At 60.9% G+C, this 22,904-nt stretch carries 17 protein-coding genes and 1 pseudogene; 1 reads left to right on the top strand and 17 read right to left on the bottom strand.

Annotation, left to right across the window (positions count from 1 at the left end; genetic code table 11):
* The 6 genes from Q0D52_RS06235 to Q0D52_RS06210 all read right to left on the bottom strand — a co-directional run.
* Positions 1 to 1,293: DNA methyltransferase (locus tag Q0D52_RS06235; RefSeq protein ID WP_294381008.1), on the bottom strand; the 1,293-nt coding region annotated here is incomplete at its 3' end.
* 9 nt (positions 1,294 to 1,302) lie between these two features.
* Positions 1,303 to 2,214 (bottom strand): hypothetical protein, encoded by a 912-nt coding sequence (locus Q0D52_RS06230; RefSeq protein WP_294381007.1) that lies wholly within the window; start codon positions 2,212 to 2,214, stop codon positions 1,303 to 1,305.
* Between the two features lie 11 nt (positions 2,215 to 2,225).
* On the bottom strand, positions 2,226 to 5,813 hold the full coding sequence (gene brxC, locus Q0D52_RS06225) for a BREX system P-loop protein BrxC (protein WP_294381004.1): 3,588 nt from the start codon (positions 5,811 to 5,813) through the stop codon (positions 2,226 to 2,228).
* Between the two features lie 10 nt (positions 5,814 to 5,823).
* A complete protein-coding gene (locus tag Q0D52_RS06220; RefSeq protein ID WP_294381002.1) occupies positions 5,824 to 6,411 on the bottom strand; it encodes a DUF1788 domain-containing protein in 588 nt (195 codons plus the stop codon).
* 11 nt (positions 6,412 to 6,422) lie between these two features.
* Positions 6,423 to 7,007 carry a DUF1819 family protein gene (locus Q0D52_RS06215; protein WP_294381000.1) on the bottom strand — a complete coding sequence of 195 codons (585 nt, stop codon included), beginning with the start codon at positions 7,005 to 7,007 and terminating at the stop codon, positions 6,423 to 6,425.
* Positions 7,008 to 7,036: 29 nt separating this feature from the next.
* Positions 7,037 to 7,237, bottom strand: coding sequence for a hypothetical protein (locus tag Q0D52_RS06210; RefSeq protein WP_294380998.1), 201 nt, complete (start codon positions 7,235 to 7,237; stop codon positions 7,037 to 7,039).
* A gap of 106 nt (positions 7,238 to 7,343) precedes the next feature.
* Between Q0D52_RS06210 and Q0D52_RS06205 the strand changes: the two are divergent.
* Positions 7,344 to 7,577, top strand: a pseudogene (locus tag Q0D52_RS06205) (serpin family protein); the annotation flags it as partial.
* A gap of 605 nt (positions 7,578 to 8,182) precedes the next feature.
* Here Q0D52_RS06205 and Q0D52_RS06200 read toward each other — a convergent pair.
* The 11 genes from Q0D52_RS06200 to Q0D52_RS06150 form a co-directional block, all read right to left on the bottom strand.
* A complete protein-coding gene (locus tag Q0D52_RS06200) occupies positions 8,183 to 8,920 on the bottom strand; it encodes an aminotransferase class I/II-fold pyridoxal phosphate-dependent enzyme (RefSeq protein WP_294380996.1) in 738 nt (245 codons plus the stop codon).
* A gap of 601 nt (positions 8,921 to 9,521) precedes the next feature.
* Positions 9,522 to 10,733, bottom strand: a complete 1,212-nt coding sequence (locus Q0D52_RS06195; RefSeq protein WP_294380993.1) for a PLP-dependent aspartate aminotransferase family protein — start codon at positions 10,731 to 10,733, stop codon at positions 9,522 to 9,524.
* Positions 10,734 to 10,793: 60 nt separating this feature from the next.
* Complete coding sequence (locus Q0D52_RS06190; RefSeq protein WP_294380992.1) at positions 10,794 to 11,906, bottom strand: iron-containing alcohol dehydrogenase; 1,113 nt, start codon at positions 11,904 to 11,906, stop codon at positions 10,794 to 10,796.
* A 21-nt stretch (positions 11,907 to 11,927) separates the two neighbouring features.
* The gene (locus Q0D52_RS06185; RefSeq protein WP_294380990.1) at positions 11,928 to 12,689 is read right to left on the bottom strand and encodes an ABC transporter permease; all 762 of its coding nucleotides are present in this window, start codon (positions 12,687 to 12,689) and stop codon (positions 11,928 to 11,930) included.
* Positions 12,690 to 12,827: 138 nt separating this feature from the next.
* The gene (locus tag Q0D52_RS06180; RefSeq protein ID WP_294380988.1) at positions 12,828 to 13,913 is read right to left on the bottom strand and encodes an ABC transporter substrate-binding protein; all 1,086 of its coding nucleotides are present in this window, start codon (positions 13,911 to 13,913) and stop codon (positions 12,828 to 12,830) included.
* Positions 13,914 to 13,972: 59 nt separating this feature from the next.
* Positions 13,973 to 14,761: an ABC transporter ATP-binding protein gene (locus tag Q0D52_RS06175; protein WP_294380985.1), complete on the bottom strand. Its 789-nt coding sequence runs from the start codon at positions 14,759 to 14,761 to the stop codon at positions 13,973 to 13,975.
* 39 nt (positions 14,762 to 14,800) lie between these two features.
* Entirely contained in the window at positions 14,801 to 16,069 is a 1,269-nt protein-coding gene (locus Q0D52_RS06170; protein WP_294380983.1) for a pyridoxal phosphate-dependent aminotransferase, read from the bottom strand.
* 665 nt (positions 16,070 to 16,734) lie between these two features.
* A complete protein-coding gene (gene purM / locus Q0D52_RS06165; protein WP_294380979.1) occupies positions 16,735 to 17,817 on the bottom strand; it encodes a phosphoribosylformylglycinamidine cyclo-ligase in 1,083 nt (360 codons plus the stop codon).
* Between the two features lie 234 nt (positions 17,818 to 18,051).
* Positions 18,052 to 19,557 (bottom strand): amidophosphoribosyltransferase, encoded by a 1,506-nt coding sequence (gene purF, locus Q0D52_RS06160; RefSeq protein ID WP_294380977.1) that lies wholly within the window; start codon positions 19,555 to 19,557, stop codon positions 18,052 to 18,054.
* On the bottom strand, positions 19,554 to 20,507 hold the full coding sequence (gene srtB, locus Q0D52_RS06155; protein WP_294380974.1) for a class B sortase: 954 nt from the start codon (positions 20,505 to 20,507) through the stop codon (positions 19,554 to 19,556). Before srtB ends, purF begins: the two co-directional genes overlap by 4 nt.
* Positions 20,508 to 21,083: 576 nt before the next feature.
* A complete protein-coding gene (locus Q0D52_RS06150; protein WP_294380973.1) occupies positions 21,084 to 22,823 on the bottom strand; it encodes a hypothetical protein in 1,740 nt (579 codons plus the stop codon).
* Positions 22,824 to 22,904: the final 81 nt, after the last annotated feature.

Below are 22,904 nucleotides of genomic sequence, written 5' to 3'. Positions count from 1 at the left end.
TGCAAGGGACGCGAGGTCCCTTGCGATGGCTTCCAAGTCTTCGGAGCTCACGGTGAGCAAGCTACCGCATTCGTCCAAATGAGCTGCCGCATCCATCAGCTCAGGGCGATTGCGCAGATTTTCGACGTACTGCAGCTCCTCGGGCTCAAATTCAACGCGGCTAAGCACGGTTATACGTGGGCTCACGCCACGGCGCAAAAAGCGCGAGTCAAGTTCACATGCTTTCATCGTTAACGCGAACGATGCCATAGCACCGGCGCGAGGGTCGATTTCCATACCCGAAAGGTTCTTCTCGAGAATCAGCCTTGCAGCATCGCGGCCGGTATAGCCTTCTTCGATGTACATCTTCGACAACAGCTCGAACGCGTATACAAGGATATGGCCCGAACCGCAAGCAGGGTCGACCACCGTGATCTCCTCGGGACTTGATATTTTCTTAAACTCGGTCTCGGCATCCTCGTCGGGCTTGACGAAGTGCGGCATATCATCAGGCAGCGAAGAGTTGGGCTTGTTGAGCATCCATAAGCGCCCGAGCGAGTTCTCGGTAAGGTAGCGCACGATCCAGTTGGGCGTAAATAGCTGGGTTGCTGGCGCAATAGATTCCCGCTCGGCTTTCTTACCCTTCTTGAAGCTAGCAAACACTTCGTCTTTGCGCTCGCTAACGTAGTACTGGTACATCCACCCTACGATTTCGACGCCCTCGCGCCAGTCCTCCTCGGGAATGGAAGTCACGAGCTTCTCCACGACGCCGTCTTCGCGCAGGAGGCTATCGGGCAGAAGAAGCTCCATAGACCCGCCAATCTTTTCAAAGACAGCAGGCATGCAAGTAGCAAGCTCATCGCACTGCGCCAAGAAAATCTCCCTGAAAAGCGCCTCGTCATCGCCGCGCTGAATCAGCTCGGCAACCTGAGTCGAATCGAGCGCTTCAAGGGGCAAGTCCATAGCCTCGGCAAGCGCTTGGGGACGAAGCGCACCGTCAGCACCAGACAGCACGCGAACATGACTGGGAAGCCTGTCGTTAACCTCCATAAAGCGAATGGCCAGAAGCCGGTTAAACCAGGTGTATGCCGCACGTTCCACAAGCTCGCGATAACCTCCATCAGCGGCAATGCGCAACAAGTCAGCGCGCTGCTGTCGCTCGATAGACGTGAGCACGCGACCATCAATGGAATCGACGGTGGCGGGCAAACTGCCCTTCTCCAGGATGCCGTACTTCATACAGCGCTTCTGCACGTCGGAGATAAGCTCGCGGCGCGCCCAGATCGCAAAGTTCTTGATTGCGGTATCGTTCATCGTTGGCTCCTATTTGATCTTGGCGAGCAAATCGCCAAACTTCGCATAATTGACCTTCACACCGTCGTCGAGGTCGATGACGATCATCTGCTCTGCGTAGTGCGCGACCTCCTGCTCGTAGTCCGAGGCCTCTTTGAGTTGGTCCTGAAGCTTCTTTACGCGTTTTTGCAAAGCCATCCGCTGACTGCCCGAGGCGGATTCGAGCTGGCTTTCGCAGAACTCGATCTGCGAGCGATATCGCTGCTGCTGCGGATGTATGTACTCGGTTCTGATTCGCGCAATCATCTCGGGTGTGTAGCGGTGCATGTAAATCAGGCACTTGAAGCCATTCTTCTTGCCCGAGTCGAACATCCAGTAGATAGGGCGCTTCTTGTAAATCTGACAGTGATCCTTGAAGAAGTCTTTCAGGAAGTATGAGCGGATGACATCGCGAGCAGGTTTTCCTTCGCCGCCGAGCGCATCGGCAATGTAACGCAGATTCTGCTCCAGAGTCTCCTCACCATAGGCAGCTTTGACGAACTCGACCGTGTGGGCAACGATGTCGTCATCGCCGAAATAGTCGTCATCCGTCACAGGGATGATTCCGTCGTCGTCGCAGGGATACGTAGGGTCAGGGATGCGTGCAAGGTAGTCAGCCTCAGTGGCGCCCTGATCCGCAAGAATCAAGCCATCCTCGTCGAGCGAGTAGCGGCCCATCATGCAGCCAACCGCGTAGCTGAGCAGGCTTTTTATCTCGCGCTGCAGGTCGGCCTTACGCACCGACACGTATTTGTCCTCAACCTCGATGGGGACTTCGCCCACCATGTCGTAGATTTCGGCAAAGATGCGATTGAGCTCTTCCTCGTTGGCTTTTAGTTTATTGAAGCGCTCCTCGCACTCCTTTTCCCATGCGAGGTATTTATCGGCTATCAGGGTTGCCATAACTTGCCTCCTTATCCCAAACGGATGCTGTCGGAGCCTTCGAGCTCTTTGAGCAAACGAGCCTTAAGCTGCGCCAGGTATTCGTCGATTTCCTCTTCATTGTGAAGCGTCTTGGCGGGAAGCACCGAGCTGCGCTGAACCACTTTAGGTCTGGATGCAGGTTTCGGCGGCACCGAAGGAGCAACGGAACCGCTTCCCAGTTCTGACTTCGGAGCCTTCGCGTCCCTCACCGCCACGTCGATCTTCGTTAACTGCGAGTTGCGCCATGCATCGATCTGGGCCCCGATCGCATCGAGGCGCGAACACGTTTCCGCATCGTGGATGCGCTCACGCTTTTGAACGCAAGATTCCCCTGCGCCGGTCACAATCGCCGCGCAGGCGGCCGCAGCTGGAGCCCCCTCGGACTTGGCGTAGTTCTCAATCTCGGCATAGGCCGAATCGAGCCTGCCAAGCATATCCTCACGTTTTGCGGCGCAGAGTCTCGAATATGACTTCATCGCCTTCTCCGCCAGCCCGCTGAGATCTTTGATTTTGCCATAGGGCTTTTCAGCGTCGACGATTGCGCGTATGCCGGCAAGCGCCGATTGGACATCGGAGTCTCCCTCGACATATGCCGACTCGTTCCTCATGGTGTCCAGCGTCTTGAGTGCCTTATCGAACAGCTCTTTCTGGTTCGTCTCGAAGAAACGCCTCACCTCGACAAGGTCTTCCTCATTGTCCAGAATGTCTTCGCTCATTTTTCGAAGCTCGCCCAGCAAGGCTTCGGGATCGGCTTTTTGGCTGAGAACGGAGCTGGCGAGATGGATACCTTCTTCGATCGTCGCTCGACCGGGATAGGCCTTCACCCCTCGATATTTATCGTTCAGCATCCCCCGAAGAGTACTAACGCGATCATCTAGGCAGTCCTTGACCGCTTGAACGAGCCCGTCCTCGTCTGCGGGCGGGTTGGCGGCACTATCGAGTTCCCGAAGGACCTCTTTGGCCTTCGAAACGAGCGCGACCGGTATGCTCTTCCTTATTGCTATGGTCGCCCTGTCGATCTCAGATTGTTTCCGCAAGTACGACGGCATTTTCGGGTCGCTCGCCGCAACGCGCGCCCCTCCATAAGAAACCGTGGCTTGCTGCTGGTTGATCAATTTCGCAGCAACCGAAGCAACGTCTATCTCGCGCCAGCCATACGGCTTGCCTTGAAAGTTGCGCTGCAAGTCACCCACCGTGGTTGCCTGATGTAGCTGACCACGCGCCCTTAAGTAAGAAAGCATCGCCTCCGCAGCCTCGGCGTTGCCGCCGAACTCACCATCGGAACCCATCTGCTGATTACGCCCCGCCAGAACATCACGCAGCTGGCCATCGTTGTCGATGGGCATATTAATAAAAGTCGCCTTCGTGAAGATCGCGCTAGCTAGCTTATCGAGCACACCCTCGATCTTCTGCTTTGCCGTCGCCGCTGAAATCTGCAACGATTGCCCCGCAACCGAAACGCGAGCATGCACGATGGCATCTTCGATGAGCCCCTCAGCCTCCTTGCGGTTTTGAACAGCCTCCTCCTGCTTACGCTGGATAATGTTCTTCTTAGCCTGGGAATCGTCACTGCTAACTTTTGTCTGGGCGTATTTCTTGATTTTCGCCGCGTTGTACAGAATGTCGTAATAGTCGCTTTCCGTGTCGAGCACCAAAAGGGCCTGTTCGGTCGACTTCAAATCCAACTCGCCATCCGACGCCTCGGCGACAGCATTGTTTGCCAACGTGATAACATTGAGCCTCATGCCCTGCTGGGATTGGCCTACAACGGTGTCATCGATGTACCGATCAATCGGAAAGTCGTTCGCGCCCTTGCGGAATCGTTTGTCGGTAAAAATCTTGCTGAAGATGATCTTCTGAACCTCGTCGATAACGCTAGCAGGGTCGATCTTCTCATCTCTGATCTCACGAGCTACTTCCTGTTCGGTGTCGGTCAGAAACGCATAGCGGTCGCCTGTTCGCGCCACGTAATTTTCTCGCACAAGACGGTCGAGGCTTTCCTTCACCGCCTCCTTCTTCGCCTTCATGTCGGCATCAATGCGGTCCGCCATGAGGATAGCGATGTTTCCAATACACGGCTTGACATCGTTGATGTAATTGATCAGGTACAGCACCTTCAGCACGTTAATGTCCTGGTCCTGTATGGTGTAGTCCTTCTCAGCGGCGTCGCGACAGCGTACGAACACCTGCTTGATACCGTGGTCGAGCTCCTTCTCTAGCGTATCGAAGAAGCGCCAGAAAGGAACCAGGCAGCTTTCATCACCGCCCTCGACTGCCTGCGCAGCTTCCTGATAACTCGACAGCATGCTTCGCTCGCCGGTGGAAAGGCTCTTACCCTGGTAGCCATGACGACGGATTTCCTTCAGTACGCCAGGCATAAGCTTGAACTGGTAATCGACAAATGGAAAGCAGTCAATGAAGTCCTCTTCACCGGGAAAACCCTTGAGATCGCTGCGCGAATCCTCAAACGAGAACAGGTTCTTCAGTACCACATCTTTGGCAGCATATTCGCCTTTCAGCAAATCTGACGCTGCTTGGTTCTTGTCGAGCACGCGCTTCTTGATAACCTCATCTACGCTCGACGAGGAGAGCGACAACCTGGTTGCAAAACGACCCTGAATCTTCGAGAAGTCCATGGACACGACATCCATAAGCTCATCGATGGCCTCTTGGCTGGTAACCACCATCCAAACGCGGCCGCCGCAGTTGTCGCAGAACTTCTCCATGAAGGTTTGAAGGTTGAGCATACGGCTCGTATCACCGTTGAGGTACTGGCCCATCTCATCAATCATGAACACCAAGCGGAAACGCTTACCGCACTCCGCCTCCCGCTTCTGAGCGTACTCATTGATGTCATCGACAAGTTTACCGAAGTCAACGAGCGCGGCGTCTGAGCTGTCCGCCCAGTCGGTCACTGATTTGACGGACATGCCGCATGCCTTGTTGGCGGCCTCTGCGACCTCTTCGCCGAACATGTCGTAGCTCTCGCGGTCATCGACCCATAGCGTGCCCGTGATATCCTCATACGCGGAACGAAATTCGTTTGTCTTACCGCGGTCGTCAATGAGCTTCTCAAAGCGGGCAAGTTTGTAATCCATACCGTAGAAACCGAGGTGCTCGTAGAACACGCGAGCAATCGACCGAAGCACCGCAGTCTCCGAGGTTTCGCCTTCTTTATAGCAACCGCCCTTGTCGTCGATGTTGAACAAGATGGTCTCAGTGCAAGCGTCTGAAGCCCGTACGATACTCGCATAGGTCATAGGGTCGTCGAACTTGCCGTCGAAGTACTCGACGGCACGCCTGCCTTCGACTTCCTTGTTCTCGAGGAGGTAGCTGAGCATCTTCAGGAAGTGCGATTTACCACTTCCAAAATAGCCTTGAATCCATACGCCAGGATTTCGCTCAGGGCTATCAAGGCCGCGCTCGTAAGCTTGAAAGAAATCGGCGAAGTGACGCTGCAGTTCGCGCGTCACAATGTATTCCTCAAGCTCCTGTTTAATGGTGTTCTTCTCGCCGACGCTGATGACGCCGTTGATGTATCTATTGATATCTCGCTTGAACATCTGCTGAATCTGCATGGCGTATCTCCTAAATCAGGTCGAAGGCGCGGTAGTAGTTTCCGTCTTTGAGCTTTCCGTATAGGCTGAGGGATCCTCCGTCGAATGTCCCTGGGTAGGCTACAACAACCGGCACATCCCGGAACGCGCTTTGCATGTTGTTGAGCACGTTGTGGACCCTCACGAACGGGAAGGCTTCACCGACGCCCGTAATGAGCAGCACGTCCCCCGGGACATGAGGACTCCAATCGATAGCCTCTACGTAGGCTTCTGGCGAAGCAATGCGTTGCACCTGCTTGAGCAGGCCTTCGCTTCCACGCTTTTCCTCTTGACCAGGAAGCCTATCGAGTACCCTCTTCGATTCGGCAATAGAGAGCAACACATCGTAAAGATTGCGCTCGACCACGTTCGCCCTCACGCCGCCAGAACCGTATTTCCCGTTAAGCGAATCATCCACGATTCTGCGAAAGAAATCTCTCGCAGCAAGCTCGAGCGTAGGATCATAGCAAAACGTGAAAATGCCAGCCTCGTTGCCTAGCCCCTTGTTTGCCAGGAAATCGGCGTCGTTGAGCTTCGCAACGAGCGACCTGCATCTACGCTCGAAATCCTCTTTCTGCATGGGCGTCGCCATTAGCACGCCTCCCTGCAATTGAACGCGGGTAGAGCCGCATGATCGCCCTTGGCTTCGATGGCAGCCCGCACTTCGGAATCAATGTATATCGGTATAAGGTTTTCACTGCGAGCGCTTTCAAGCATGCCAACCTCCACAAGGCACTTTTTGAGCACCTGTTTCAACTTCGCGATAGTGCTTTCAGGCGACGCCGCAATGTTGTCGTATTGCTCCTCAAGCTTCGTGAAATAGCTGTTCATGTCAGCTCGGTCAAAGGAGTAGTTGAGCTCCGCATAACGTGGCGCGATTTCGTTCAACATGAAATCGCGCACGATGTCATATGTGCACATCATCATGTAAAGGTTCGCCTGGGCAGCAGCGTCGGGTAGCCCCTCGGCAACGATACGGATTATCTCGTCGCTATCCGTCTCAGCAATGCGTTTATTGCACGTGCGCGCGATACTTGCGAGAGAGCGCTCCGTCCGATATTGAAAGATGTTTTCCGACTTTGCCTTGGCAATGACACCATCTTCGCTAAGGCCATCCCTTCTGAGTTTGGCCACAATCGTCATCTCGCGAAGCAGCCATTGCTCTCGGGTAATCATGCAGCCTTCGATTCTGTTTCCTGTGGACACTAGCGCTTCACCTCCTCGAATAGCTCTTTGTTCGCCAAAATCTCCTCCATTGCAAGCGAGGTCATTAGGGCAGATAAGCTCATGCATTTTTCCTCGGCTACTGTTTCAAGGGAGGCTTTCATCTCTTCGCTCGCGGCGAAAACCACTCGCTCGGTCTTCTTGCCGGCGAGCACCTTTTTTCTCAATTGACTTTCATCCACGTGACCACATCCTTGCGTATAGGGTGGTATGAAAACTGTGCACAATTTTAGCACTGACGATTCCCTGAGTCGGCGTGGCTAGGCAAGAACATCGGGGGCTGAGTTAGGCGACATAACTGATGCAGATGCCATGATCAGCGAAGTCATCCAGAGCGCAAAGCTGACCCTTGATCAAAACGAGGCCGAGGGCGCAGCGTACACCGTCCTTGCTGCAGATATAGGCCGCATCCCGGAACCCATGCCGAATCCCATGAGAGTCGTCTTCGATCAGCCGTTCGCATTCACCATCTTCTCGCGTTCCGGCGCGCCCTTCTTTGCTGGAGCATATATGGGCCCCTAAGCCCGCAATCGAGAAGGTTGCTGTCGGGTTTCACGCGCCACGTTTCTGCTCCAACTTATTGACACGCAAACGCCTAAGCGGCCATGATGTTCTCTACTGGAAAAACCAATTGGTTTTGTAAGGGCGTGTCCGCGAAGTCGGATGCGCCCTAGTTTTTTGCACCGAGTACGCACGGGTGAACAGGAGACGGAGGTGTACTCACCCGATGCGTGAACACACCTCCGTCTCCTGTTCACCCGCGATGATACCGTGCCGCAACCAGGCGAAATCCGTCCTTTCTGTCTTTCCGCTTGTTAGGAACCGTTAGCGAGCAACACTCGATACAGAAAGGGCTGCCAAGCACCCTTGGCAGCCCTTTGCTAACCCACTTGAACTAAAGATTGCTAACTATGCTAACGGGGGACCCGGCAAAGCTAACGCATGCTGAAAAAGCTAACTGAACCTGAAAATGCTAACGCACGCAAACTTAAATGAAAGATGTTATCCAGTAGTGAACGGAAGGATCGAGAGCGACGACCATGGCATTATTCGCACCAAGCCTGACGCTCTCGAAGCCACGGTTAGCACTCTCACGAGCTTCCCACCCCTGGCACAAAACCCGTGCGCTACGAGGCGAAGCGAGCGGCGAAGGGGACGGGCGATGCGGCTGCCGAGGGCAAAACCGTCACGCGCGGCGCCATGGCAGGCTCGTACGCGGCGTTGGCTTCGCGAAGTGCGCGGCGGACGCCGGCGACAACGTCGCCGCGACCGGCCATCTCCGGCGTCAGCGCGACATAGCTGGCAGGCTCCCCGGCGACGGAAGCCGACACGTCGGACGAGTGCACCACCGCGGTGTTGCGGTAGAAAGCAGGCCACCACGGGTTTTGCACCCCGTCGTTGGCCATGTCGCGCTGCGCCTCGTCGGCAAGCAGCAGAATCGTACGGCCGAACGCGCGCTGGGCGCGGAACAGCGCGCCGGCGATGCCGTCGGCGACAGCTTCCGGATACGCCGTGGCGTCCGGATCGCTCGGCGCACTCACAATTGCCAGCTTCGTACGCGAGGTGAGCATGCACTCCAGGGCGACGAAATCGGGCATCCTCGTTTCCTCGTCAAGCGGAACCTCGACCAGGCGAGCGCCCCGATCCTCAACGAGCGCACGGTACATCTGGCCGCAGGGCGCAAACGCAACCACTTCGTCTTCGGGCTCAAGCACCGCATCCATGAACGCGTTCATGGCGCTGTCGGCCCCGGCCGTCATGACGATGTCGGAAGCGGCATAGGAGGTGCCGAAACGACACTCCAGCGAAGCGGCAACAGCCGACGCTGCGCCAAGACATTCTTTCGTGAACTGTGAAACGAGCATTTCTCTTCCCTCCTAAGCGCAATCCGCGCACTCTGAGACAACCCCGACGCTTACGGCGCAGGGGACAACGCCGCCTATTCGCGACGATAACCACAACAATGGGGAAACATATAGAGCATCAAGGCATAACGCATGCCCAATGGGAGAAATCAGAGATGCTCAAGACGAGCAGATCGCCTTCGCAACGATTGAGATTGTAGCGCACGCCGCAAATCGAAAACACCCCTGGGCACCGATTTCCTTGCAAGCGGAAAAATCGGGGTAACACATCGTTTCCGCAGGTCAGATACCCCTATAGTACAAAAATAGTGAGGGGCCTTTTCAAAGATACCGCGTTTCGAATGAGCGCCCAGGCATCGCAAAAAAGAATGCAAAGCGCCCTTTTGAGCTGCCTGGCACTTCTCAGGCGCAAGAGCGAACAGGGGGACGGAGGTGCGTTCACGCGAACGGTTGCCGGGCGAACAGGGGGACGGAGGTGCGTTCACGAAAGACGCTCGGAAACGCGAAGGGCAAACGTGAACACACCTCCGTCCCCCCCTGTTCACCCCCTGTTCACTCGCTCGCGCCCCCCTATTCGCATCCCGCTTGGCGCCAACCTAACCTATAGCTGCGCGAACGCCTGCCCGAAGTCGGCGATCAGGTCTTCGGCGTCCTCTAGGCCGGCGGAGAAGCGGATGAGGCCGTCGGTGATGCCCATCTCGGCGCGCACCTCGGGCGAGACGTTGTGGTGCGTCATGCTGGCCGGGTGCTGGATAAGGCTTGCCGGGTCGCCCAGGCTCACGGCGATATGCGACAGCTGCAGCGCGTTAAGCAGCTTCTTGCCCGCCTCGAAGCTGGACATGCCGTTGACGTCGTCGGCAAGCTCGAAGGACAGGATTCCCGTTCCCAGGCCGTTCATCTGGGTTTTCACCAGCTCGTGATACGGCGAGCTTTCCAGCCCGGGGTACAGCACGCGCTTCACGCACGGCACGCCCTCCAGGTATCGGGCCACCGCCAGCGCGTTGGCACAGTGGCGCTCCACGCGCATGCCCAGCGTCTGCAGGCCGCGAATGATCAAAAACGCGTCGAACGGGCTGCAGATGGCGCCGCTGGTCTTCGTCACGCCGATGTTCTTGATCACTGCGATGTCCTCGGCGCGCCCGATGATGACGCCGGCGATCACGTCGCCGTGGCCGTTGAGGTACTTCGTCACGGAATGCAGCACGATGTCGGCACCGCACGCCAGCGGGCGCTGCACGGGCGCGGGCGCGAACGTGTTGTCCACCACCACGCGGATACCCTCTCCCACCGTGCGCTTCACGCCGGCGATATCGGTCACCTTCATAAGCGGGTTCGTGGGCGTCTCGAAGTACACCATCTTCGTATTCGGCCTGATGGCGGCCGCAACCGCGTCAAGGTCGGACGTGTCCACCGGCGTCACCTCGATGCCGAACTTGGGCATGACGTCGCGGATGACCACGTTCGTGCAGCCGTACACGCAATCGCCCACGATCACGTGATCGCCCGCCTGCAAAAGCCCCAGCAGCACCGAGCTCACCGCGCCCATGCCGCTGCCGGCGGCCACGCAATCCTCGCCGCCCTCGATGGCGGCCATCTTCAGCTCGAGCGTGCGCACGGTCGGGTTGCCGCCGCGCGAGTACACGTAACCCGGCGTCGTGCCGTCGAACTTCGCCATGCCGTCCTCCACGCTGTCGAAGCAGAACGTGGAGGTCTGGTAAATGGGCGTCGCCAGCGCGCCAAACGCCGGATCGGGTTCCTGACCAGCATGGATAGCGCGCGTCATAAAGCCAGCGTTTTCCAAATCGAATGCCATGAGAATGCTCCTTTGAGTGAATTCGGGTAAAGAAGAAGTAAGCGAACAGGGGGCGCGACGCTACAGGAACAGCGCCTCGAATGCGCGGGCGAAGCGCGCTTGCTCGGCGGCTCCCGGGCCCACGAACTCGCCGTCGTCGATGTAGCGCGCGAGCGCTTCCACGCCCGCGGCGTCACGCGCAATGCCGATCTCGGGCAGCGTTCCCGGCATGCCCAGCGCGCGCATGAACCGCTGCACCCGCGCGGCCTCGTCGCCGTCGCCATTGAACACCAGCTGCATGATCAGGCCGATCGCCACAAGCTCGCCATGCAGATACCCGGCGGAGCGTTGCGCGTACAGCGTGCGCATGCCGTCGTAGAACTTGTGCGCCAGCGCCGTTTGGTGAAACCCTCGCGTCAGCGCGCTCACGATGCCGGTAAGCGCAAGGTTCAGGTACACCACCCGCTCGAGCGCCGCGCCCGGCTTGCCCGCGGCCGCCTCCTCGCAGGCCGCCGCCGCATACCGCTCAAGCTGCTCGTTGTTCACCAGCGCATACCGGTAGGCGCACCAGCGCTGCACGTCCTGCTCGGCCTCGTCAAGCGCCTGGGCCCCGTGCGCCAGCTCGGGGACCTTCGCCATGGCGTCCAACACGCCGGCGGCTATCAGGCGCGGCGGCTGCGTGGCCATGACCTCAAGGTCTACCAGCACCGCGTCGATCTCGCGCTCGTAGCGCCACGTGCCGCAAAACGACCCATCTTCGTGATACATCACGGAAAGCGGTGTGAACGCGGCGCACGTGGCGATGCTCGTGGGCACCTGCGCCACCGGCCAACCGCCCGTGGCGGCAACGGCTTTCGCCAGGTCCATCACGCGCCCGCCGCCTACGCCCACCACCACGTCGCAGCCCGCCGCGCGCACCGCATCAGCAAGCCGCCGCGCCGCCTCGTGCGACGTCGGGCAGTCGCAAACCTCAACGCAAAACGGCACGCCCGCGGCCTCAAGCGACGCCGCCGCGCGCTCGCCGGCCACGCGCCAGCCGTTCGGCCCGGCAACCGCGAACGCCTTCTTCCCCAGCCGCGAAACCTCGCAACCCAACTGGTCGAGCACAGCCGTACCCTGCAGGTAGCGCCCGGCGCCCGTCTTGTACGCCGCGTCGATGAACTCCCCGTTCGCCATGTTCGCCATGTTCGCCATGTTCGCCACTCCTATCCCCCGCTAATCCATGGTCCAGTCGAGCATGCGGTTCTTGATCTTCTCGAAGATCTGCATGACCACCACCAGCACCAAGATCATGAACAGGAAACCCGCCCACGTGTTGTCGTACAGGCCGAAGTCGGCGTTTTTCTTCACGAAGTAGCCCATGCCGTACTGCGCGCTGTACATCTCGGCGAACACGAGCACCAGAAACGAGCTGCGCAGCGACGTGACGAACCCCGACAGGATCGAGGGCATCGCCGCAGGTAGAATCACCTTCGTCAGCTTCTTCGGGCCGGTCAGGCACAGGGTTGCGGCGTTGTCCAGGTAGCGCTTGTCAATGGTCATGATGCCGGTGACCGTGGCGAACAGCGTGGCCCACACCGTGTTGTAGACGATCAGGAACATGGAAGCCGCCGTGAACGTCGGCGCCAGATGCAGCGCGAACGGCGACAGCAGGATGGCCGGCACCACGCTGATGGCGTACACGATGGGATACAGCGTGTCGCGCACGTGGCGGTTCATGCCCATGAGCACGCCGAACGCCAGCGCGATGACGGTGCCCAGCACCAAACTGGGCACCAAAAGGCTCATCGACGAGGCGAAGTTCAGCGGCATGACGTCGGCGTACTCGGTGAACGCCTTCCAAATGCGCTCGGGCGTGGGGAACAGCACGGGGTCCAGAATCCCCGCATGCGTGATGCCCCAATACCCGCCGCACATGCCCGCGATCAGCACCGCGGTGATCCAGTACTTCTTAACGAATGCAACAACGTGGCTCATGCCGCTTCCTTAACCTTGCCTCTTCATGCTACGTGAACAGGGGACGGAGGTGTGTTCACGGGAACCGATCGGGGACGCAAAAAGCCATCGCGTGAACACACCTCCGTCCCCTGTTCACGCGCCGTCCGGGACTTTTCCCTACGCGTCGTAATCGGCGTAGATGTTGTTCATCTTCGTGTAGAACTCGGGGTTCTCGCTTGCGTACTTCTCCGTGCATGCGTCGAGCGCGGACTTGTACAGCTGCGTGTCGATGTGCTCGTCGATATTCACGTCTTTTGCGGTGTCGGGGAACAGGCCCATCTCGCCCATCCAGTTCCAGGCGCGCTCAACCGAGGTGCGATACGGGTCCAGGTTCAGGCGATAATGCTCGTTGTCCATGTAGGCGTGCACGAAGTCCAGGCTGGAACCGGTCTGCTTCACCACCAGCTCGGCGGTGGCGTCCTTGTTCTGCTCGTACCAGCACTGCGCGCGCAGCCAAGCGCGCAGCATGGCGGACACGGCCTCGGTGTTCGCGTCCAGGAACTTCTGCTGGGAGGCAACGCGGCAGCAAGAGTAGTCGGACGTGATGTCGCTGCAGTAGCACATGACGTCCACCTCGGGCATCTGCGAGATGTTGTAGTTTTGCGACGTGCCGCAGATGGCGTAATCGGCCTTGCCGGAGCGCACGGCCTCAACGCGGTCGGCGTGGTTGGACAGCACGATGGTGGTCACCTCGTCCATGGTGTGGCCGGCGTCGTAGAGCGGGCCGAACACGGCGAACTCGTTGCCCGAGCAAGCGACGGTCTTGCCAAGCAGGTCCTCGACGCCGTTCCACTGCGTGCCCGCCTTCGCGATGATCGGCATGCAGCCGGTGATCATGTAGCCGGCGTAGATGGTCAGGTCCTGACCCGACGCGATGTGGGTGAGCGGCAGGTTCGTGCCGTTGTTGGACAGCACGTCAACCTTGCCGCTGAACAGGGCCTGGAACGCGTCGTCGGAGCTGGAGAACACGTTGACCTCCACGTTGACGCCCTCTTCGGCAAGGTAGCCCTGCGCATCGGCGATGGCGTTGAAGATGTGGCCGTCGTTGGTGGTGCCCAGGCGCACGGTCGGCGCGTCCTTGGAAGCGTCGGCGGTCGAAGCGCCCTCCGAGGAGGCGTTGGAAGCGCAGCCGCCCAGCGCCAGGCTGGCGGCGGCCACCGAGGCCAGGCCGATGAAGCTGCGGCGGGAAACGTTGTCGATCATGGGTCGATCCTTTCTTGTGGCGAATGTCCTAGCTTGCTATGCGGAAGGGCCGCCCGGCCCTAGTCCTCAACGTGGCTCAAAACGTCCTGATTGATGTACCCGACCAGCTCATTGCGCAAATCCATGATGAAACGGCTTTCGTACATCTCTTTTCGGGAGGGTTTGCGCTCAAGCGGAATCTCCTTCTGAAAGATCACCTGGCTCGGCGACTGCCCGAACACCACGATGCGGGTGGCCAAAAGCAGCGCCTCCTCCACATCGTGCGTGACGAAGAACACCGTTTTCTTGCGCTCCTCGTGCGACCACAGGTCAAGCACCATATCCTGCAGGCGCGCCCGCGTCACGGCGTCAAGCGCCCCGAACGGCTCGTCCATCAGCAGGATCGGCGGGTTCATGGAGAAGCTGCGGGCGATGGCGCAACGTTGCTTCATGCCGCCCGACAGCGATTTGGGGTATTTGCCGAACACCTCGTCCTTCAGGCCCACTTCACGCAGCGCCCGGCGCGCGATGTCGCGGCATTCGGCCTTCGACTTCTCAGGGAAGCGCTGGCGAAGGGCCAGCACAATGTTCTCCCCAGCTGACATCCACGGGAACAGGCCGTAGTCCTGGAAGACCACGCTGCGCTCAAGGCTGGTGCCGTCGATAGGCTGCCCGTCAACGCAAATCGACCCCGACGAGGGCGCTTCCAGGCCCGCCATCAGGCGCAAAAACGTCGATTTGCCGCACCCGGACTGGCCAAGCAGGCACACGAAGTCGCCTTCGTTCACGTGCATGTTCACGTCCCGCAAGATCAGCTGGTCGGAATCGGCGTAGCGGAACGACAGGTCGTTCACGGTGATGTCATTCATGAGGCAGGTCTCCTGACGCAGCGCGAGTGCGCATGCGCGTTACGAAGCGAACAGGACGGTGAAGGGAGCGTGTTGCACGGGTGCCGCCGCAGGCTCGAGCGTCGCGAGGGCCGGCTGCGCGGAAAGGCGGTACTCCTTCGCCACCTGGGCGAACAAGGGAAGGGCGCGCGAAACGGCCTCAGGCGGCAGACAGTACGACAGGCGCACGTAACCCGGGGCGCCGAAATCCGAACCGCCAACGGCAACGATGCGCTTGGCCGCCAGGCGTTCGAGCAGCAGCCGCTCATCGCCGTCGGGCGCCGCCATCAGCAGGTAGAACGCGCCATTGCCGGGCACCACGTCGAATCCGGCGTTCACCAGCGCGGATGCCAGCATGCGGCGATTACGGTCGTAGTAGGCGATGTCCACGGTGTCATCCGCGCAGGCGGCCGCCATGCGCTGCGCCGTGGCGGGCGCGTTCACGAAGCCGATGTCGCCGAGCGAGCGGCGGATGCCGGCAAGAAGGGCGTCGCGATCGGCCATCCCCGGCGTCAATGCGGCATAGCCGATGCGCTCCCCGGCAATGGAAGCGGATTTGCTGAACGAATACACCACGGCGGTGTTGCGATAAATAGTCGGCCACCAGGGGTTTTGCGCACCGTCGTACACCAGGTCGCGATACGGCTCGTCGGAAAGCAGCAGAATCGGATGGCCGAACTCGCGCTGCGCGCGGAACAGAGCGCCGGCGATGCCATCGGCCGCAGCGGTCGGATACACCACGCCGCTCGGATTGTTCGGCGTGTTCACGATGACCAGCTTCGTGCGCGGCGTGAGCGCGCGCTCGAAGGCGGCAAGATCGGGCAGCATGGTCTCTTCGTCGAACGGGACCTCAACCAGACGGGCACCCCAATTCTCAACGAACACCCGATACGCCGGGTAGCAGGGCAAAAACGCAACCACTTCGTCCTCAGGGTCGAGCACCGTCTGCATAAGCGCATTGATGGCGCTTGCGGCCCCAGTGGTCATAACGATATCGGAAGCTTTGTAAGGAGTGTCGAACCTGCGCGCCAGCGAAGCGGCGATAGTCGAACGGACATCGGCATACCCGGAGCTGTCCATATAGCCATGCAGCTCCGGCGCGGTTTTGCGCGCGGTCTCCTCCAGCGCAGCGCGCACCCCCGCAGGGCACGGAGCCGAAGGATTGCCGATGCTGAAATCGAAGATGTTGTCGGCACCGTGTACCTTCTTCAGCTGTTCGGCTTTCTCAAAAGCCTGGCGAATAGCCGACGATGTTCCAAGACGTTGTTGCATGAACCGCGAAACGAGCATTTCTCTTTCCTCCTGTGCGCAACCTGCGCACGACGAACCCACCCCCGGCGCACGGCGCAAGAGGACACCGCCGCCTCTTCGCGACGATGATCTAAACGATGGGAAAACGCGTCGAAAGCCGAGCCCCAGATATGCCCGACGGACGCAATGCAGAAATGCTCGAACTTAGCAGAAGGCGTTCAAGCAGGGAGGATTGTAGCGCAGAAACCGCGCCGGGGTACACGGGAACGCCCGCTTTTGTGCACGTGCGCAAAAGTGCCGCTGTCATGATATTTTCGCAGGTCAGAGGCCTGTTCAACCCCAAAGGGGTCGTGTCGGTTCGACCAAAATGCCCCCATTAGTGGCAACTCGGGCACGAGAGCGAACAGGAGCCACCACCATCAACTTTACGCCGTCAGATCACCCTCGCGCGAATACAACGAGCATGATAAGATGAGAATGTACCAGCGAAGCCCGGTAGCGTTAAGGGTCACGGGCGGAGCCAGTATTAACGAGTTAGGGTCGGTTGCCGCCGGCCCTTTCTATTTCTCCTGGACTTCGTCCACTCGTCCCCCGTTCACCAATACACCCTTCGCAAAGCGTTCAGGCGCAAGGTCTTCCGCGCATGAAAAAGGACCGCTGAAGCGGTCCTTTCCGTGATGCAAGCTATAACGCCGATGCAGGGTTTACCCCTGGTACCCGTACAGGTTGCCTTCGCCCGTGTACTGCACCTCGCCGGTACCGGAGATGATGCGGCCGACGCGATAGGTCTTCTCGCCGGCTTCGGCCAGAGCGGCCTCGACTTCCTCGGCGCGCGCGGGGTCAACGATCAAGATCATGCCCACGCCCATGTTGAACGTCTTGAGCGCCTGCGGCTCGGACAGCTCGGCGGCGTCGCACACGTACTTCGCCACGGCCGGCACGGGCCAGGTGCCCAGGTCCACCTGCGCGTCAACACGATCGTTCAGCGCGCGGTTAAGGTTCTCGGAGATGCCGCCGCCGGTGATGTGGGCCAGCGCACGCACGGCGCCCGGGCATGCCTTCAGCGTGCCGAGCACCTGCTTCACGTAGATGCGCGTAGGCGTGAGCAGCGCGTCGGCAACGGACTGGCCATTCAGCGCCTCCACCGGCGCCAGCAACTCTTCGCGGCTTTTGCCCTCCACGCACACCTTGCGGGCCAGGGAGTAACCGTTGGAGTGCAGGCCCGAGGATGCCAGGCCGATGAGTACGTCGCCCTCGGACACGCTTTCGGGGTCGAGCATCTTCGGCTTGTCGACCACACCCACGGTAAAGCCGGACAGGTCGTAGTCGTCGGGGTCCATGACGCCCGGGTGCTCGGCCATCTCGCCGCCGATGAGCGCGCAACCCGCCTGACGGCAGCCCTCGCCGATGCCGGCGACAACCTCGGCCACGTGCTCCTTGCGCAGCTTGCCGATGGCGATGTAATCCAGGAAGAACAACGGCTCGGCACCGCACGCCAGGATGTCGTTGACGCACATGGCCACCAGATCGATGCCCACCGTGCCGTGCTTGCCGGCCAGCTGGGCCACCTTGAGCTTCGTGCCCACGCCGTCGGTGCCGGAAACCAGCAGCGGCTCGACCATGTCCTTGGCCGCCGCGATGCTGAACAGGCCGCCGAAGCCGCCGATGTCGCCGACGACCTCCGGGCGATACGTGGAGTGCACCGTCTCCTTGATGGCGTCGACGGCGCGCGCGCCCTCGGCGGTATCCACGCCTGCTGCCTGGTACGTAACTTCCTGCTTCGTCACTGGATGCTCCTTATCTGATAGGCGGGAACCCGACCGGCAAACCGGCCGGCGCTCCCGCACCGTTAACCTGCTAAAACCCGGACACTTCGGGGACGTACCCCTATCTGTCCGGATTCGCGCGAACTGTGGACAGATAGCGCGAACACACCTCCGTCCCCTGTTCACGCGACGGCGAACCGTCAAACCCGGACACTTGGTGCTACGTCCCCCAACTGTCCGGCGGGTTCGTACTTGTTAGACGCTGACCTGGGTGCTCTCGGCTTCTTTCGCTTCCTTCTCGTAGGCGGCGGCAAAGTCGGCCTTGGTCATGAAGCTGTTGCGTGCGGTGTAGGCGGGGATGTCCACGGGATACTCGCCCGAGAAGCATGCCTCGCAGTAGCCCGGCGTGCGCACGTCGGGCAGGCTGTCGCGCAGGCCCTGCAGGCTGATGAACGCCAGCGAGTCGGCGCCCATCCACTTGCACATCTCGTCGTTGGTCATGTTCGCAGCGATCAGCTGGTCGCGCGTGTCGGTGTCGATGCCGTAGAAGCACGGCCACAGGACCTCGGGGCTGACGATGCGCATGTGCACCTCGGTGGCGCCGGCGTCGCGCAGCATCTCGATGAGCTTCTTCGACGTGTTGCCGCGCACGATGGAGTCATCGATGACCACCAGGCGCTTGCCGCGGATGACGGAAGGCAGCGGGTTGAGCTTCAGGCGGATACCCAGCTGGCGCATGGCCTGCGTGGGCTGGATGAACGTGCGGCCCACGTAGCGGTTCTTCACGATGCCGTCCGAATACGGGATGCCGCTTTCGAAGGCGAAGCCCATGGCCGACGGGATGCCGCTGTCGGGCACGCCGAGCACCAGGTCGGCCTCGGCCGGCGCCTCGCGGGCCAGGATGCGGCCCATGTTGCGGCGCGCCTGATACACCGACTGGCCGTCCATGACGCTGTCGGGACGGGCGAAGTAGACGTACTCGAAGATGCAGCTGGCGCGCTTGCGCGGCTCGACGCCCTGCTCGGAGGTGACGCCGTCCTTGTTGAAGCGCACGATTTCGCCGGGCTCGACGTCGCGCACGTATTCGGCGCCCACGATGTCCAGGCCGCAGGTTTCGCTGGAAACCACCCAGCCGCGATCATCGGGCAGCTTGCCGATGCACAGCGGGCGGATGCCGTTGGGGTCGCGGAAAGCGTACAGAGTGTCGGGGCTGGCCAGCACCATGGCATAGGCTCCCTCCATGTACTGCATGGCGTAGCGGATGCCCTCGCGCAGATGGTGCGTCTTCTGCGTGACGCTGCCGATGGCCTTGGCGGCAACCTCGGAGTCGGTGCCGGCGCGCAGCTGGATGCCCTCGTCGATCATGCGGGCGCGCAGGCTGTTGGTGTTGACCAGCGTGCCGTTGTGCGCCAGCGCGATGAGGATCTCGTCGATGGCCGAGATGTGCGGCTGCGCGGCCTCCCACGACGCCGCGGCGCCGCTGGTGGAATAGCGCGCGTGGCCCACGGCCACATAGCCTTCGAGCGCGGCCAGGCGCGATTCGTCGAACACCTGGGTGACCAGGCCCAGGTCCTTCGACACCATGATGGTCTCGCCATCGCCCACGGCGATGCCGGCCGACTCCTGCCCACGGTGCTGCAGCGCCTGCAGGCCGAAGCACGTCATGCGTGCGACGTCCTCGCCGGGGGCGAACACGCCGAACACGGCGCACTCCTCCTCCAAGCGGTCGGGGCGCTCTCCTGGCAGAATCGAGGTGCTCATGCTGCAGTCTCCTTTGCCGCTTCGCTGACGGCGGCCACGTCCTCGGGGTTGATGCTGCTATCGTCGGCAACGGCGCTTGCCGCTGCTGTTGAACCGGATTCGTACGCGAACAGCACCCACCGGCCGTTGCTGGCCAGGTTATCGCAGGTGGAGAACGCGAACGTGTGCTTCATATCGGCGGCGGAGGGAAGGCCCGCAACCGCAACGGCGGAGCGGTCGACCTTGTCCTGCACGTAGGCCTGGCGCTCATCCTCGCTGGCGAACGCCGTTTGAGCAAGGGGGTCGTCGGCCGCGCAATGCACGATGGAGAAGGTGGTGAGCTGGTAGTTCGCCGCGGGCGTGAACACGTACACGGTGCGATGCCCGTTGAACGTGTCCGCATCGCCGAAATCGGCGAAGGGCGAGAACATGGAGCCGTCGTTCATGTGATGGCCGTAGACGATGTTGTTCGCATCGGAGAAGTCGGCGGCGTTGGCCGCGGACAGGAAGATGCTGCCGAACGACACCCAGCTGGTCTGCCCGTAGAAATCGGTTTTCAGGTAGTGCTCGTCGTCGGTGCCGTGCACTATAGGGAAGTTGACGGTGGTGCCGGGAACGTAGATCCACCCCACCACGTCGGGGTTGATGGCCCGCAAGGCATCCCAATCGACGGTGAAGCTTGCAAGGTCCGTGCGTTGAAGCTCGGAGGCATCGGGGGCGTTGAAGCCGATCTGCTCGAGCTGCTTGTTGTTCTGCTGGCCGTGCCAATAGCCGTAGCCGATGAAGGCCAGCGCGCCCGCGGCGCACAAGAACACGATAAGGGAGACGATGAACACCACGCGCCACACGCCGCCCGAGCGTTTGGGCTTTCGCTTGCCTTGGGAAACGGAAACGGGCCGCACGGGACCCTGCCCCTGCGGGGCTGCGTGCGCGCCGCGCGCTTGCGCGCGGTTATGCTGGTATTCGGACAAATCACGCCTTCCCAAGCGTCGAAGCGCGCAAAGCACGCAAGGACGCCTCCGCAGTAGCTCGGAAACCTCATCTACCTAGTACATACTACGAAACATCCCCAGGTCGGGGGACACGCCGCCGGCGAAATGCCGGAAATCAACGCAGGATGTTCGAAAAACCGCCCAGCACCCGGGCGGCGCGGCGGCGAAAGCCGCACGGCGAGCATTCGCGACGCCCTCCCCTCAAAGCGCGCCCCAGCATGCGCCGATTCCGCACACGCCCGTAGGCAGCCGCCCAGCATCCGGGCGGCGAGCCAAGCCGAAAACGCAAGGGAGCGCACCGTGCGCAAAGCACGACGCGCTCCCCCGCCTCGGACTGCCGCTAGGCATTCCGCGTTCGACCTATTTCTTCTTCATCTCGTCGAGAAAGCCCTTCAAGATGAAGCCGATAATCACGATAACGATAACCGCCACTATAACCGGAATAGTCCAACTTGGCATGATGTAACCCCTTTTCATCTATATATGCGTCAGCCGGCTCCTAAATCGGCTGACGCCCTGCACCCATTGTGGTTATCAAGCAATACTACCGCGCCTTCACTCGGCGTGCAACCGCACCTCAAGCGCATCGTTGATGGTTTCAAGCGCCTTGACGCGGGCGAAGCGCTTGTCGTCGGATTCCAGCACGATCCACGGCGCGAACGGCGTGGACGTCAGGCGGAACATGTCCTCCACCGCGCTTTTGTACTGCGGGTACTTGTCGCGGTTGCGCCAATCCTCGTCGGTGATCTTCCACTGCTTGGCAGGGTCTTCCTGACGGGCGCGGAAGCGGGCCAGCTGCTCTTCCTGGCTGACATCCACCCAGAACTTCAGCAGCACGGCGCCCCAGCGCACCAGCTCCTGCTCGAACTCGTTGATCTCGTCGTAGGCGCGCGCCCACTGGGCGTCGGTGGCGAAGCCTTCCACGCGCTCCACCAGCACGCGCCCGTACCAGCTGCGGTCGTAGATGCCCACGTGCCCCGCCTTGGGAAGGCGCGTCCAGTAACGCCACAGGTGGGGATGGGCGAGCTCGGGCTTGGTGGGCGCGGGGCTGGGGAAGATGGTGTAGGCGCGCGCATCAAGGGCCTGGGCCACGCGCTTGATGGCGCCGCCCTTGCCCGCCGCGTCCCAGCCCTCGAACATGAGGATGAGCGGGACGCGCGCCTGGTACATCTCCATTTCCAGCTTGTTCAGGCGCTTCTGCTGCTTTTTCAAGCGGTCCCTGTATTCGTGCTGGTCGAGCACCAGGCCGTGATCGACCTGGTCAAGGTTGGGAACGCTGTCGACGATGCGGAAGCGGCTTGCGCGCGGGGCATGCGCGGCCTGCGCCGCCGCCTGCGCCGCGGCGTGCTCGGCAACCGCCCGCTGCTGCTCAGGCGAACGGCCTTCCAGCGGGACCTCCTCGGCCGCGCCGGCGCTGTTGGCCTGCGCCTTCGCGGCCGCCGCAAGGGCGGCGGGGTCCTTCTTCGCATGAAGCGCCTTCTCGAGCGCGTCGACCAGCGTCTCGGTGATCTTGAGGTTGGCGCGGCGCTTGTCCTCGCCGTTGATCAGGTGCCACGGCGCGTAGGAGAAGTCGCTGCCCTCGAGCAGGTTGTCGTACAGGCGGTACGCCTCCTCGTATTCGCCGATGGTGGCCATCTTGCCGTCGGACACGCGCCAGGCGGTGGCCGGGTCGCGGCGCAGGTTCGTCAGGCGCTTGCGCTGCGCCTCCTTCGTTACATGGACGAAGAACTTCACCACCACGTAACCGTCATCGGTGAGCTGCTTCTCGAAGTCGGCGGAGCTGGCAAGCGCGCCGCGCAGGGCGTCGATGTGGCGCTCCTCGGCGGCCTCGCGCACGGCGCGCGCCACGGTGGCGCGGGGGTGGAGCACCTTGCCGTTTTTGATCTTCACCTCGCCGAACTGGGTGTAGAGCATGCGCTGCACGGCCGAGGTGTACCACCCGCGGTCGTAGAAGGTGATGGTGCCGCGACCGCCGAGCGCCTTCCAGAACTGCTGCATCATGGGGTAGAAGCCGCCCACGCCGTGCTCGGCGCCCGGGAACGACGCCGCGTCGACGGCGTTGAAGTTCTCGGTGACGTACACGCTGGTGGCGCGGGCGTCCAGGTTGTACATAAGGTCGGAGATGCGGCTGCCCTTGCCCGCGCCGTTCCAGCCTTCGAACAGCACCACAAGCCCCACGCCGGCCACGCGCGCCTGCTGCTGCAGCACGACAAGACGCTCGGTCAGAGCATCGCGGCGCGCCTTGTACTCTTCTTTCGGAAGCGTTTTCTCAGAGAAATCGACGGTCTCCAGCATAGGCGGCCCTCCCCTTCGCGATCGATACCATCCCGCACGACCAGCGGCCCCGGGCGCGCGACGGCGCGTGCGGCATGGCGG

This window comes from uncultured Senegalimassilia sp., assembly GCF_934630535.1.
GTDB lineage: Bacteria > Actinomycetota > Coriobacteriia > Coriobacteriales > Eggerthellaceae > Senegalimassilia.
This window is presented reverse-complemented; position numbering and strand designations above follow the sequence as displayed.